Raw genomic sequence first — 12,057 nt, 5'->3', positions numbered from 1 at the left:
ATTTACGATGCGTTTGCGAATTTTAGACAAATATATATTCCGCGAGGTGACGCTGGCCTTTGTCTTTGGCATCTGTGCTTTCTCCGCGGTGTTTATCGGTTCCGGTACCCTTTTCAAGATTGCCAAATATATCACGGACTATGGTGCTTCTTTGCAGGCCGTGGTGAAGATCTTCATCTTCGGCCTGCCCAAGGTAGTCATCTGGACCTTCCCGATGTCCATGCTGCTGGCCACACTCCTGACTTTTGGCCGCCTGTCCAGCAACAGCGAGATCACGGCCATGAAGTCCTGCGGCATCAGCTTTTCCCGCATTGCGATGCCGGCCATCATCATGGGCTTCATCGTGAGCCTCATGGCGATTGCCTTCAATGAATACGTGGTGCCCTGGGCTAATACGGCTTATAAGAATGTGGTCTACTACGAGATCGAAGGCAACAGCGGCATGAAATCCCAGGAACATATCATCCTGAAGGAAATCCATAAAGACAAGATCCAGCGGCTGGCCTATGCCCGCCAGTATGATGCGGAAACCCAGCAGCTGCAGGGCATCACCCTGCAGGAATTCGGTGACGATGGCAAGGTAACCCATGTGGAGAATGCCGACTATGCCGAATGGAATGGCAATATATGGACCATGCACAATGGCATGATCTACGATATCAGCGAGGGCGATGGCAAGAGCGAGCATACCGTGCGCTTCAAGACGCAGGTACTGCCGATTAGCGCAGGTCCCAAGCAGATTGTCCGTGAGCAGAAGGATTCCGAGGAACTCACGATGAAGGAACTGCGGGCGCAGATCGATATCATGAAGACGCAGTACGTCAATACCAACAAGCTCGAAGCCGAGCTCTATCAGCGCGTGACCGTGCCGATGGCCAGTCTCGTCTTTGCCCTGATCGGCGTGCCGCTCGGCTTGCAGCCTACGCGTAATTCGTCGTCGGCGGGCTTTGCCATCAGCGTCATCATCATCTTTTTCTACTATGCCCTGATGACCATGGGCAATGCACTGGCCCGCAGCGGGGCCCTGCCGCCCATGCTGGCGGTCTGGATGCCGAATCTGATCGGCCTCGTGGCTGGTGCATATCTCATTAAACGGGCTTCCCGTTAAACTATCTTAGGAAGGACGGATGCAGGTTGGATGGAATCCTCTTGATAACGGTGCTGGTGATTGCCGGTGGGGCCATTGCCTTCATCGGCGACCGGCTGGGCACGAAGATCGGCAAGAAACGCCTGTCGATCTTCGGCCTGCGGCCCCGGCACACGTCCATCGTCATAACGATCTTCACAGGTGTCGTGATCACCGCCCTGACCTTCGGCGTGATGGCAGCGGCTTCACAGAACGTGCGCACGGCACTTTTTGGCATGGAGCAGCTCAACCGCAGTATGCGGGAAACGAAGCAGAGCCTGCAGAATGCGGAAGAGGCCCTGCTGACGGCCAAATCCGAACAGGAAAAGACCGATGCGGCCCTGCAGCAGTCCAAGGCCGATATCGACAAACTCAATCAGCAGCAGCAGGAACTGCAGGCAGAATCTGCCCGGCTGCAGGCGGGCAATGAGGCCCTGCTGGCTGACAACAGCGAGCTCTCTGCCCGGAATGGTGAGCTCAGCAGCCGCAATGAAGAACTGGCCGGCCGCAACAGCGATCTGACGGCCAAAAATGAGAATCTGACCGCTGACAATAAAGCGCTCGAGGAGCGTTCCAATAAGCTGCGGGATGGCCTCATAACCATGCGGGAGGGAGATATTGCCTTCCGGGCGGGTGAGATCATTGCCAGCGGTGTGATCCGCGGCAATCGTCCGCAGGAGGAAGTGGCGGCCGATCTGGCCTCGCTGGCCGCATTGGCCAACCGTAATGTGTCCACCCGCTTCGGCCAGGACCGTTCCGATCAGGATATCTGGATCTACCGGCCCGAGCATGATGCGGCGGTGGAAACCATTGCCAAGAGTCCGCAGGACATGGTGGTGCGCATCGTGGCGGCAGGCAATCTGGTGCGCGGCGAGGATGTCCGCACCAATTTGGAGCTATACCCCAACAGTATCATCTTCCGGAACAATGAGTTCATCATCGCCCGTCCCTACGAGTTTGAAACCGGGGATGACAGCGAAGCCGAGGAAACGGTGATGAACTTCCTGAAGGACGTCAACTTTGCTGCGACGACCAAGGGCATCCTGCCCGATCCCCTGCGGGGCACGGTCGGCGTGATGGAAGGCGCCCAGTTCTACGATGTAGTGGCGAAGCTCAAAGGACAGCGCGGCCGCGTGATCCTTTCGGCCTATGCCAACGGGGATACCGATGCTTCCGGCCCGCTGCGGCTCAAAATAAATGTGGAAAAGAACGTGACACAATGAACATTGCAGCCCTGGATCCCGGCAGGGACAAATGCGGCTTCGCAGTCCTCGACGCGGGCGGCGTAGTCCTCTGCCAAAGGGTTATCGAAACAAAAAACTTGATTATGGAAGTGACTGCGGCTAAAGCTGAATACGGCTTTAGCCGTCTCATTATGGGCAATGGCACCACAAGCAAGACCGCCCATAAGCGTTTGGGCGCGGTGCCGGATTTAGAGCTGATTGTCCGGGATGAATACCGTACGACGGAGATGGCCCGCGGGGAATACTGGAAAGCCCATCCCCCGCAGGGCTGGCGCAGGCTGCTGCCGGTCACCATGCAGGTGCCGCCGGTGCCTGTGGATGATTTCGTGGCGGTGATTCTCGCCCGGAGATTTTTAAAGGAACAAGAGGAAGAGGAGAGCTGACATGGAGCAGAACAAAGCACCCCAAAAGCGTCCTGAATGGACGGAGTATTTCCTGGATATCGCCAGAGCTGTAGGCCGCCGGGCTACCTGCCTGCGCCGCCGTTACGGGGCGATCATCGTCAAGGACCATATCATCATCAGTACGGGCTATAACGGCGCACCCCGCGGCGAGGCCAATTGTATCGACACCGGCATCTGCGAGCGTGAGCGGCTCCATGTGCCGAAAGGTCAGAACTATGAACTCTGTGTGGCCGTTCATGCCGAACAGAATGCCATCATCAATGCCGATCCTGCGGCGATGGAAGGGGCGACCATCTACATCGTGGGCATCAATGCCGATGGTACATTGGCCTCCGGCAAGCCCTGCCTGCTCTGCCGCCGTATGCTCAGAAATGCCAAGCTCGCGCAGGTGGTTTATTACGAAACCGATGGCAGCATCGTGACCTGCCGTCCCGATGAAATCCATGATTGAGCAGGAAATAAACTCCTGCTTTCAGCTTATTTTCATTGACACTGCAGGCCTGCTGCGCTAAAATAGGCTTGTTATGAAATTAAGATTTTGAGAAAAAGAGGTGCGACTTGTATGCCAGAGTATATGTTGGCGTTCGTCATTGCCGCAGGTGTGGCCCTGGCTGTTACGCCTGGTGTGATTTTCCTGGCGGCCAAGACGGGGGCCATGGATGCTCCTGATGCGAGAAAAGTACATAAAAGACCGATTCCCCGTATCGGCGGGCTCGGTATTTATGCGGCCTTTATGGTGGCGATCTTAGGGATTCTGCAGTTCGTGGAAGTGGAACCGGAAGTGCTCTTTGAAGTGACCGGGCTGCTTTTGGGCGGTTCGCTTATCGTGCTGGTCGGTATTATCGATGATTACAAGAATCTGCCGGCCAAGGTGAAGCTGGTAGGCCAGATCGTGGCTGCCGCTGTGCTTGTCATCGCCTTCGATGTGCGGATTGACTTCATCACCGATCCCTTTGGTGACTTCATCTACACAGAATGGCTGGCTATCCCTGTGACGATCTTCTGGATCGTGGGCATCACCAATACGGTGAACCTGATTGACGGCCTGGATGGTCTGGCAGCTGGTGTTTCCACCATTGCCGCGGTAACGATCTTCCTGGTGGCTTTGCAGCAGAATATCCTGCTGGTGGCCGTGCTCACGGCAGCTCTTGCCGGTGCAGCTTTTGGCTTCCTGTACTACAACTTCAATCCGGCCCGGATTTTCATGGGCGATTCCGGCAGCTTGTTCCTGGGCTATATGCTGGCCGGGATCTCGGTGATTGGCGCGGTGAAATGTGCGGCGACCATTGCCCTGATCGTGCCGATTCTGGCGTTAGGCCTGCCGATTCTCGATACGACCTTTGCCATCGTGCGCCGCTATCGCGGGGGCGTGCCCATCTTCAAGCCGGATAAGGGACATCTCCATCATCGTCTGATGGACTTAGGCTTCAGCCAGCGTCAGGCGGTACTGCTGATGTATGTGATCAGCGCGCTGCTTGGACTCAGTGCAGTGGCTCTGACCGAGGTCAGCTATCAGTTCGCCATTGCCATCGTGTGTCTCGTGGTGGCTCTGGTGCTGTTCGGTGCCAAGAAGATTGGCATCTTCCATATGAACGATTCGGCGCAGCAGCATTAAGAAAATAATTGTAAGCTCAAAAGGCAGGTGGGATTCCTGCCTTTATTCATAGAGAGGGGACTATTAATGGATAAAAAGAAAATCAAGGTTATGACGGTGTTCGGCACTCGTCCTGAGGCCATCAAGATGGCACCTATCGTGCTGGAGCTGCAGAAGCATCCGGACAAGATCACGCCGGTGGTGGCTGTGACGGCCCAGCATCGGGAAATGCTGGATCAGGTGCTGGGGCTCTTCCATATCACACCGGATCACGACCTTGATATCATGGCACAGGGACAGACCCTCTTTGATATCACCTCCAAGGCCATGATGGGCCTCGACAAGGTTTTGGAACAGGAAAAGCCGGACATTGTGCTCGTGCATGGTGATACGACGACGACCTTCGCCGGCGCTTTGGCCGCTTACTATCATCAGACGACGGTGGGCCATGTGGAAGCAGGCCTCAGAACGCATGATAAGTACAGCCCGTTCCCGGAGGAAATGAACCGCAAGCTCACGGGCTGCATTGCTGACCTCAACTTTGCCCCGACGGAAACCTCCGAAAGCAACCTGCTGGCGGAAAACGTTAAGCCGGAAAGCATCTTTGTCACGGGCAACACCGTTATCGATGCCCTGCATCATACAGTCAAGGACGATTTCCAGTTCGAGGATGAACTCCTGCAGAACATCGACTTCGAGCACAAGCGCATCATACTCGTGACCACCCATCGTCGCGAGAACCTCGGTGAGCCCATGCGCCATGTCTATAAGGCCCTGCGCCAGCTCACGGAAGAGTTCGACGATGTGGAAGTGGTCTTCCCCGTACATAAGAACCCGAAGGTCCGTGAAGTGGTGCGTGAGGAACTCGGCGGCCTCGAAAAAGTCCATCTGATCGATCCGCTGGACTATGAACCGTTCGCCAACCTCATGCACAAGGCGCATCTGATCCTCACGGATTCCGGCGGAGTGCAGGAAGAAGCTCCGGCGCTGGGCAAGCCGGTCCTCGTACTGCGCGATACCACGGAGCGCCCTGAAGCCGTTGCCGCCGGTACGGTCAAGCTCATTGGAACGGACCGCGATGTAGTTTACAGTGAAGCCAAAACGTTGCTGACGGACGAGAAAGCTTATAACCGCATGGCTGAATCCGTCAATCCCTATGGTGATGGCAAGGCTTCCGCGCGCATCATCCAGGCCATTCTCTATCATTACGGTCTGGCCGATGGCCGTCCGGATGTATTCGCGGGCAAATGAGCGGCCAGCAGCCAAATCAGGAAAGCGGTCTGAGACAGGCAATCAAGGCCTTCTCCATTCTGGGCGGTGTCGGCATCTATCTGGTGGTCTTCGTGGGAATCTGCGGCTATTTGGGAGCTTTGGCCGGAGATTATCTGGGACTGGGCAACGCAGGCCGGATCATCGGCATCATCGCCGGTTTTCCCGCCGCCTTCTACACGCTTTACCGTCAGCTGAAACATAATGAATTGATATAATGAAAAGAGGTAACTCGGCAGCAGCTCGGTCTGCGGCAGTTACCTCTTGTTTTTTCCTTTTCACGGGAAGCTCTTGAAGGAAACGGAGCTTTTCGGTAGAATAATTAAGATAAAGTATTGAAGAAAGCGCAGGGATACAGCGTATGAAATATGTGGTAATCGATTTGGAAATGAATCCTGTGGACCGGGAGTTCCGGGAGGTCAAACGGCATATGAAGGAAGAGGTCATCGAGTTCGGTGCCGTGCGGCTGGATGAGAATTTCCGGCAGGAGGCCGAGTTCCAATGCTATGTGGAGCCGGAATACGGCAAGATCAAGAAGCATATCGTGGAGCTTACGGGCATCAGGCAGGAAATGGTGGCCGGCAAGGGGCATTATGCGGAGGCCTTCCAAAAGTTCGTGGACTGGATTGGCGAGGAGGAGACGAAGATCTATTCCTGGAGCATGTCGGATATCAAGCAGCTCCGGAAGGAATGCCGCTTCAAGCTGCCGGATTTCGATGTGAAATGGCTCGATGAACGCTGGGGGGATCTGCAGCAGGAATTTGACGACCGCCTTGGCCTGCATAACAGTCTGGCCCTGAAGCATGCGCTGGGCGCGATGGACCATCAGTTTGAGGGCACCCAGCATACAGCGCTGGCAGATGCCATAAACACCAGTGCCATCCTGGTGCTGATGCAGGATGATGAGAAATTCCGCCGTACGATGCAGCCCGTGCTGGATATCCTCGAACCCAAGGATGACCTGGCCAGCTCCATCGGTGATCTGTGTCCGGACCTGCTGAAGCTCAAGAGCAGCCTCGAAGAATGATGGATGATTTCGCAGCAAAGACGTATCTGTGTATCTGCCTGTCAGTGGCATAATAAAAGCCCGTGGGGCTTATCCTGCAGGAATGCAGGGTAAGTTTCCACGGGCTTCTTGGCGTTATTTCAACCGCTGCAATTCGCGGGTGAGCTCCCCGAGCTGGGTGGTGAGCCTGTCCATGGACCGCTGGAAGGTGGTCAGCAGGTAGAAGGTCACCACGATCGGGAAGCCGACGGCGGAAACGGCGGTCAGGAGGGGCTCATCCATATCAGACCAGCGCCTTGTCTGCTACATCCTGAACGTAGATGCGCTTGACGGCTGTCACCGGACTGCCGCTGACACTGATGGCCTTTTTGGCGATGATCTCGTCGAGGGCCTCCATCACTTCGGCATTGGTGATGTCCTCGCGGGGATCTGCCAGCGAGAGAGTGGTGCTCTTGCCGTTTTCCAGAGTCAGGATCATTTTTAACGTGGATTTCATGGGAATCGCTCCTTTCTAAATGGGCAGGTGAACGTCTTATTCCGCCAGCGCGGCATCGTCCTGGCGGCAGATGGCGCGGACTGGGAAGTTCTGCAGGGCGGCGAGCTTGCTGCCGATGGAGAGGATATCCGCATCGGTGAGCGCTGCGGCTACGGTGTAGCTGCGGGTGGCGGCCGGATCGGTGCCGGTGACTACCTTGATCTGCAGTTTCGTGACGGGATTCATACGCGTTGCCATGATTCATCATCCTTTCTGTCTGACTGTTTTTATCTTTGCGGCCGCTCACCCTTATACATGCATGCAGGCCGGCGGATATTTCCCTCTTGGGTAAAAATAGTTTTGCCCGCTTCCAATCTGTCATTATGATGCTTTCGGATTGCCGTTTTGCATGGACCGATACCAAAGAATACCAGAGAGCATACAGATATCAGGTATTTGAGTATAAATGCATATTTATGCATAAAAATGACCGGGTGTCAGGTGGACGAAATAACACAATATAAAACATTACGGACACTAAAAGTAACGAAATGCAACGATATAACACGAAATAACCCTTAAATAACAATGCAAAAAAAGAGAATACAACGGATTCAATAAGATTTTACGTATTCAATCATAGTGGATAAATTTTGCACAGGCACCTTGACTTCTACACAAAAATGTTTAAAATATGCATTAAGAGGTTATGTTTATCCGGATAAAATGACATCGCAGGCAATTTGTATCAAACGAAGGAAGGCGCTGTCTATGACAAATGAGCAGCAGAGGCTGCTGGCATCTTTGCGTGTTATCGAAGCATTGTATGAGGCAGATTCACCGGACGGTGGTTATGCGACTGTTGTCGACACAGGCAAGGACACACCGATACGGCTTGAAAACTGCAAGGTGGAGTCGGTGCTGGAGTTCCTGGCGCGGTTGCGGGGGTGCAGCCTGAAATCACTGCATGACCATCGCTGTCAAGTGACCGGCAGGCCCTATATGCACATGGACTACTATGAACTCTCCCTATTGCTGCTGTTTATGGCCGTTCCCTATCGTTCACGTATCAACAGCAATCATGGCACGATGGCCTACATCAACAACTGCCGTGTCGTGATGGCTGAGCCGGGTTCCCATGGCAAGGCGCAGGTGCGCTTCCTCTCGGGAAAGGTGCTGCCGGTGCAGCTGACGGTCAGGCGGCTGCAGGTGAAGATCGAACGGGGACGCAAGCTTTTATATGACAATGTATTTGCCGCCCGGATGGAAATGAAAAAACTGCGTGTGATCCTGCAGCGTTTGCAGCGAAAGGAGCGTGGCGGCAGATGATCAGCAGCAATCCCAAACAGGTTCTCTTATTGCGGACAGATCTGGCGGCGAAAGTCGGGCGCGTGGAGGCGCTGCTTTTATCGCAGCTGGATTATTGGCTGGAACGTACCCATAATTTCGCGGCGGGGCGCTTCTGGGTGTACAATACGGAGGCAGAATGGGCCCGGCAGCTGGGCGTGTCAGTGTCGAGCATCCATCGGGCTTCCCAAAGCCTGGAACGCCAAGGTTTGATTGTGCGCCAGCGGCATAACCGGCTGGCCTATGATCAGACACTCAGTTACAGTGTGTGTTATGATGCTTTGGGCAGACTGGGTTTTCCTGGAGGCCGCCGTGGCTTTGTGGCCGGACAGGAAACGCCATCAGCTGATCCCTGGGACCGGCCGCTGGCAGATGATGAGCTCTATGCGGAAACGGAGGCGGGAGCATGAGTGAGGTTACGCTGGAAAGCTGTATTTTTCATGGTAACAAATGCCATATCACGCCGGATAGCATCCGGAAACTGGTAGAGCGGTACGGGCTCGTGATGGTGGACCGGGAGCTAATAGTGCTCTGGCTGGAGCTATACGATAAGGAGGTCCGCTATCCGGCCGCGTGGCTCAAGCGGGCCATCGAGTTCTCCTACAGTCCGCAGATTCCTCATGCGGAGTATGTGAAGGACAAGCAGGGGAAGATGCGGCAGGCGAGAGGGCTGGCAAAGGAAAAGGCGATGAAGGAAGCCTATGCCAGGCTCGATGAGGAACGGGCAGCGGCCAGGGCGGCGGAGTGTCCGCCGGAGAAAAGCGAGTTTTGGAAGTTCGTGCCGAAAGCCGTAAAGGAAAAGTGGGCAGCGAAGTGAACTGAAGCAGGAGTTTTTAGGAGCAGAAATTTGCCTAAGGTGCTAAAAAAACGTTGCTCCCCATGCTTTTATGCCGTATAATATAGCTATAGAAATAGACGCATTTTTAAGGCAGTACGATAGATAGCAAGACCAAAGGAAATGGGATTTCCAATAACGAGGAAAGGAGAGATGAGTATGAGTATCGGCAGTGTGATGAACAGCTCCCTGAATCAGCTGAACCGTGCCCAAAGCGTGCAGAATGCCAGCTTGCAGCGCATTGCGACTGGTTCCAAGCGGCCGAGTGCGGCAAATGGTGCCTCTGATTATGCGATTGCGCAAAAGATGCAGTATAATCTGGGCAGTGTACGGCAGTCCACCGCGAACACACAGACGGCTAATTCCATGCTGAACGTGGCCAGCGGAGCAATCAATAACACCGTAAGTTCCCTGTCCAGCCTCAAAGAAACGTTGCTCAATGCCGCCAACGGCACCAATGGTGATTACGACCGGGCGGCTTTGCAGGAGACGGTGAATCAGACGCTTTCCCAGATCAACACCAATGCCCAGCAGGCGAATTACAATGGCAAGAATCTGCTGGATGGTACGCAGTCTTTGACGGTGGCCGGTGCGGATGGTTATGAGACGGTATCCTTGGGCGATATGAGCACCAAGGGGCTGGGACTCACGGACAGTCAGGGCAAGAGCAATGTGGATGTGACGAATCCCGATTCCCTTGCCAGTGCGCTGGAGACCGTGGATTCCGCTTTGAATGCCGCTCTGGATCAGGCAACCGCTATCGGTGCAGCACAGCAGGGACTGGGTTATCAGGCAGATAACTACACCACGATGGAGGAGAATCTGCAGGCGTCCCTGTCCACGAATGATGATGCGGATATTGCCGCAGAATCGGTGACGAATGCCAGTGCTAAGACGCAGAGCCAGATGGCGCTCTGGGCCGTGAAGCAGGGCATGCAGGCCATGAGCCAGCAGATGCTGGGGACGCTCAACAACCATAGCCGCGGGGCGGCATTTGGGATGCTGAGCTGAAATTGCAAAATGTTAGAGACCGCGATGAGAGAAAACTTTCATCGCGGTTTTTTTGTGTGGTCGCTGGGGCGCAGGTGCTTGCTTTTTCCCTGCCGTGAATGCGGTGTTGTGGCGCCGGGGCTTATTTTTTGACTTCCGCACGAAATGAGGTGGGACGCGGGTACTTGCTTTTTGTCCGCCGTGCTAAATGACTCCCTCGGAAATGCCGTTGACTTAGCGGCATGCTCCGGTCACCACGTCGCGGCTTTCAGCGAGCTGTCCAGATTTTTTCTGTCAGGAGCCAGCCTGCGGCAGCGCACTCTGGACAAAAAGCAAGCACCTGCGCCCAAGGAACAATCGTTGCAACCTGACTTACAGAGTGGGGGCACATATCGTGGTTGTCAGGCTGGTAGTATTTTGGGTGGCTGGTGCATATTTTGCGGGCGGAATGGCTGCTGAAAGCCGCTTGCAGACGGGGGGGATATTTTGTAGAACGGAGCGACTGCTCCGCTGGCTGGCAAAGAGTATAAACAATATGCCACGATGTCAATGCGCCGTGGTAACCGGCGCGTGTAACAACGAGGAGTGTATTTTTCATGCCAGACATTTAGCGAAGTCTACAAAATATCTCCCCGTCTGCAGTACATACTCTACAAGCCCGCAAAATATGTACCAGCCCCCTGGCAATAAACTGTGAGAAACCTCATAATTAACATTAAAAATAAGTATAAACAATGTTTATAATGCTCTTGGTAGGCCATTTTTGGGGGACTTGTCAGGGGCTTTTTTCTTTGTTACTATGTGCATATCGATGGTTTATTGTTTTGTCTCTGTGATATAAATCATCGATATAAATAAGAAAAACTACTACAATAGACATAATCTTGCGAATAGCGTAACGGAGGGATGGAGATGGAGCCACGCCGGGAGGAATATGAGATCATGGCCGTGCGCCGTTTTGTGGCGGGGAAGGCCTGCTGGGTGGAGGATACGAAGGCTACCTCCATTGAGCAGGTCCTGAAAGTGGAACTCAATGGTGTGCCAGTGGCGGAGGCGCTTTGTTCTCCGGGTGACCGGCTGGACCTGGCCGTGGGTATGCTGGCACAGCGCGGTCTTTTGCAGAGGCGAGCCGATATTGCCCGCTGGGGCATCTTCCATGGCACGGCCCGGCTGGAGACTACGGCACTGGCACAGGCGCGGGCGGCACATCGTCAGGTGGAGCCGCGTTACTACAGCCTGTCGCACCTGCAAGCCTGGCCGGGGGCGGTGCTGCGGGCGGATAAGACCTGCGTGGAGGCAGGCAGGGCGCTGCAGGTTGCCAATAAGCTCTTGGGCGAGCTGGCCGCCACCCATGAGCGCACCAACGGCGTGCATAGCGGCGTGCTCTATGATCCGGCCGCGGACAGGATCCTCGTGTTCCGGGAAGACATCGGACGTCATAACGTCTTTGACAAGCTCTACGGCTGGGCTATCCGCCATGAGGTGGATATGGCCTCGAAGATGATTGTCTTCAGCGGCCGCTGTTCCACGGAGATGATGCTGAAGCTCTGGCGCATGGGCTGCAGGATGGTGCTGGCCAAGTCCGTGCCCACCACGCTCTCGCTGGAGCTGGCTGACAAGCTGGGGATCACCCTGATGGCACGGCTGACGCGGGATGGATTTTCGGTTTACACTCACCCAGAACGGGTATGTTAGAGAAAAAAATTATGGATTCCCGATACTTTTTTTACATAAAATCATAAATAATCTTTATGTGGTTAGTTGATA

General features: G+C 54.6%; 16 protein-coding genes. 13 read left to right on the top strand and 3 right to left on the bottom strand.

Annotated features, from left to right (window positions below; genetic code table 11):
• Window positions 1–7 precede the first annotated feature (7 nt).
• From BLQ59_RS08630 to BLQ59_RS08595, 8 genes are all read left to right on the top strand, one after another.
• A complete protein-coding gene (locus BLQ59_RS08630; RefSeq protein ID WP_074572473.1) occupies window positions 8–1,108 on the top strand; it encodes an LptF/LptG family permease in 1,101 nt (366 codons plus the stop codon).
• 26 nt (window positions 1,109–1,134) lie between these two features.
• Window positions 1,135–2,349 (top strand): DUF3084 domain-containing protein, encoded by a 1,215-nt coding sequence (locus BLQ59_RS08625; RefSeq protein WP_074572471.1) that lies wholly within the window; start codon window positions 1,135–1,137, stop codon window positions 2,347–2,349.
• A complete protein-coding gene (locus BLQ59_RS08620) occupies window positions 2,346–2,753 on the top strand; it encodes a RuvC family protein (protein ID WP_074572469.1) in 408 nt (135 codons plus the stop codon). Before BLQ59_RS08625 ends, BLQ59_RS08620 begins: the two co-directional genes overlap by 4 nt.
• A gap of 1 nt (window position 2,754) precedes the next feature.
• Window positions 2,755–3,225 carry a deoxycytidylate deaminase gene (locus BLQ59_RS08615; RefSeq protein ID WP_074572467.1) on the top strand — a complete coding sequence of 157 codons (471 nt, stop codon included), beginning with the start codon at window positions 2,755–2,757 and terminating at the stop codon, window positions 3,223–3,225.
• 111 nt (window positions 3,226–3,336) lie between these two features.
• Window positions 3,337–4,389, top strand: coding sequence for an MraY family glycosyltransferase (locus tag BLQ59_RS08610; protein WP_074572466.1), 1,053 nt, complete (start codon window positions 3,337–3,339; stop codon window positions 4,387–4,389).
• Window positions 4,390–4,455: 66 nt separating this feature from the next.
• Window positions 4,456–5,619: a non-hydrolyzing UDP-N-acetylglucosamine 2-epimerase gene (wecB, locus tag BLQ59_RS08605; RefSeq protein ID WP_074572464.1), complete on the top strand. Its 1,164-nt coding sequence runs from the start codon at window positions 4,456–4,458 to the stop codon at window positions 5,617–5,619.
• Entirely contained in the window at window positions 5,616–5,855 is a 240-nt protein-coding gene (locus BLQ59_RS08600; RefSeq protein WP_074572462.1) for an AtpZ/AtpI family protein, read from the top strand. Before wecB ends, BLQ59_RS08600 begins: the two co-directional genes overlap by 4 nt.
• 143 nt (window positions 5,856–5,998) lie before the next feature.
• Complete coding sequence (locus tag BLQ59_RS08595; protein WP_074572461.1) at window positions 5,999–6,664, top strand: 3'-5' exonuclease; 666 nt, start codon at window positions 5,999–6,001, stop codon at window positions 6,662–6,664.
• A 114-nt stretch (window positions 6,665–6,778) separates the two neighbouring features.
• Here BLQ59_RS08595 and BLQ59_RS08590 read toward each other — a convergent pair whose 3' ends face one another.
• The 3 genes from BLQ59_RS08590 to BLQ59_RS08580 are packed head-to-tail and all read right to left on the bottom strand — an operon-like array spanning window position 6,779 to window position 7,376.
• Window positions 6,779–6,925, bottom strand: a complete 147-nt coding sequence (locus BLQ59_RS08590; RefSeq protein WP_073088528.1) for a YvrJ family protein — start codon at window positions 6,923–6,925, stop codon at window positions 6,779–6,781.
• Window position 6,926: 1 nt separating this feature from the next.
• Entirely contained in the window at window positions 6,927–7,139 is a 213-nt protein-coding gene (locus tag BLQ59_RS08585) for a DUF2922 domain-containing protein (protein ID WP_074572459.1), read from the bottom strand.
• Window positions 7,140–7,175: 36 nt separating this feature from the next.
• A complete protein-coding gene (locus tag BLQ59_RS08580; protein ID WP_074572458.1) occupies window positions 7,176–7,376 on the bottom strand; it encodes a DUF1659 domain-containing protein in 201 nt (66 codons plus the stop codon).
• A 513-nt stretch (window positions 7,377–7,889) separates the two neighbouring features.
• On the opposite strand from BLQ59_RS08580, the gene BLQ59_RS08575 reads away from it, so the two are divergent.
• From BLQ59_RS08575 to BLQ59_RS08555, 5 genes are all read left to right on the top strand, one after another.
• A complete protein-coding gene (locus tag BLQ59_RS08575) occupies window positions 7,890–8,447 on the top strand; it encodes a hypothetical protein (RefSeq protein ID WP_074572456.1) in 558 nt (185 codons plus the stop codon).
• On the top strand, window positions 8,444–8,875 hold the full coding sequence (locus BLQ59_RS08570) for a hypothetical protein (protein ID WP_074572453.1): 432 nt from the start codon (window positions 8,444–8,446) through the stop codon (window positions 8,873–8,875). The genes BLQ59_RS08575 and BLQ59_RS08570 overlap by 4 nt, the downstream gene beginning before the upstream one ends.
• Entirely contained in the window at window positions 8,872–9,282 is a 411-nt protein-coding gene (locus tag BLQ59_RS08565; protein ID WP_074572451.1) for a hypothetical protein, read from the top strand. Before BLQ59_RS08570 ends, BLQ59_RS08565 begins: the two co-directional genes overlap by 4 nt.
• Before the next feature lie 177 nt (window positions 9,283–9,459).
• Window positions 9,460–10,311, top strand: a complete 852-nt coding sequence (locus BLQ59_RS08560) for a flagellin (protein ID WP_074572449.1) — start codon at window positions 9,460–9,462, stop codon at window positions 10,309–10,311.
• Window positions 10,312–11,202: 891 nt separating this feature from the next.
• The gene (locus BLQ59_RS08555; protein WP_074572447.1) at window positions 11,203–11,985 is read left to right on the top strand and encodes a formate dehydrogenase accessory sulfurtransferase FdhD; all 783 of its coding nucleotides are present in this window, start codon (window positions 11,203–11,205) and stop codon (window positions 11,983–11,985) included.
• Window positions 11,986–12,057 lie beyond the last annotated feature (72 nt).

The sequence above is a fragment of the Pseudoselenomonas ruminantium genome (assembly GCF_900104055.1).
GTDB classification, from domain to species: Bacteria; Bacillota; Negativicutes; order Selenomonadales; family Selenomonadaceae; genus Selenomonas_A; species Selenomonas_A ruminantium_C.
The sequence above is the reverse complement of the archived record's forward strand: the minus strand, read 5'-3'. Positions and strand labels throughout refer to the sequence as shown.

What these genes read in the sequence shown, in the direction of transcription:
- BLQ59_RS08585 (WP_074572459.1), bottom strand. Translation starts at nt 7,139, where the DNA reads ATGAAATCCACGTTAAAAATGATCCTGACTCTGGAAAACGGCAAGAGC.
- BLQ59_RS08590 (WP_073088528.1), bottom strand. Translation starts at nt 6,925, where the DNA reads ATGGATGAGCCCCTCCTGACCGCCGTTTCCGCCGTCGGCTTCCCGATC.
- BLQ59_RS08570 (WP_074572453.1), top strand. Translation starts at nt 8,444, where the DNA reads ATGATCAGCAGCAATCCCAAACAGGTTCTCTTATTGCGGACAGATCTG.
- BLQ59_RS08630 (WP_074572473.1), top strand. Translation starts at nt 8, where the DNA reads ATGCGTTTGCGAATTTTAGACAAATATATATTCCGCGAGGTGACGCTG.
- BLQ59_RS08620 (WP_074572469.1), top strand. Translation starts at nt 2,346, where the DNA reads ATGAACATTGCAGCCCTGGATCCCGGCAGGGACAAATGCGGCTTCGCA.
- BLQ59_RS08595 (WP_074572461.1), top strand. Translation starts at nt 5,999, where the DNA reads ATGAAATATGTGGTAATCGATTTGGAAATGAATCCTGTGGACCGGGAG.
- BLQ59_RS08555 (WP_074572447.1), top strand. Translation starts at nt 11,203, where the DNA reads ATGGAGCCACGCCGGGAGGAATATGAGATCATGGCCGTGCGCCGTTTT.
- wecB (WP_074572464.1), top strand. Translation starts at nt 4,456, where the DNA reads ATGGATAAAAAGAAAATCAAGGTTATGACGGTGTTCGGCACTCGTCCT.
- BLQ59_RS08600 (WP_074572462.1), top strand. Translation starts at nt 5,616, where the DNA reads ATGAGCGGCCAGCAGCCAAATCAGGAAAGCGGTCTGAGACAGGCAATC.
- BLQ59_RS08565 (WP_074572451.1), top strand. Translation starts at nt 8,872, where the DNA reads ATGAGTGAGGTTACGCTGGAAAGCTGTATTTTTCATGGTAACAAATGC.
- BLQ59_RS08610 (WP_074572466.1), top strand. Translation starts at nt 3,337, where the DNA reads ATGCCAGAGTATATGTTGGCGTTCGTCATTGCCGCAGGTGTGGCCCTG.
- BLQ59_RS08575 (WP_074572456.1), top strand. Translation starts at nt 7,890, where the DNA reads ATGACAAATGAGCAGCAGAGGCTGCTGGCATCTTTGCGTGTTATCGAA.
- BLQ59_RS08560 (WP_074572449.1), top strand. Translation starts at nt 9,460, where the DNA reads ATGAGTATCGGCAGTGTGATGAACAGCTCCCTGAATCAGCTGAACCGT.
- BLQ59_RS08580 (WP_074572458.1), bottom strand. Translation starts at nt 7,376, where the DNA reads ATGGCAACGCGTATGAATCCCGTCACGAAACTGCAGATCAAGGTAGTC.
- BLQ59_RS08615 (WP_074572467.1), top strand. Translation starts at nt 2,755, where the DNA reads ATGGAGCAGAACAAAGCACCCCAAAAGCGTCCTGAATGGACGGAGTAT.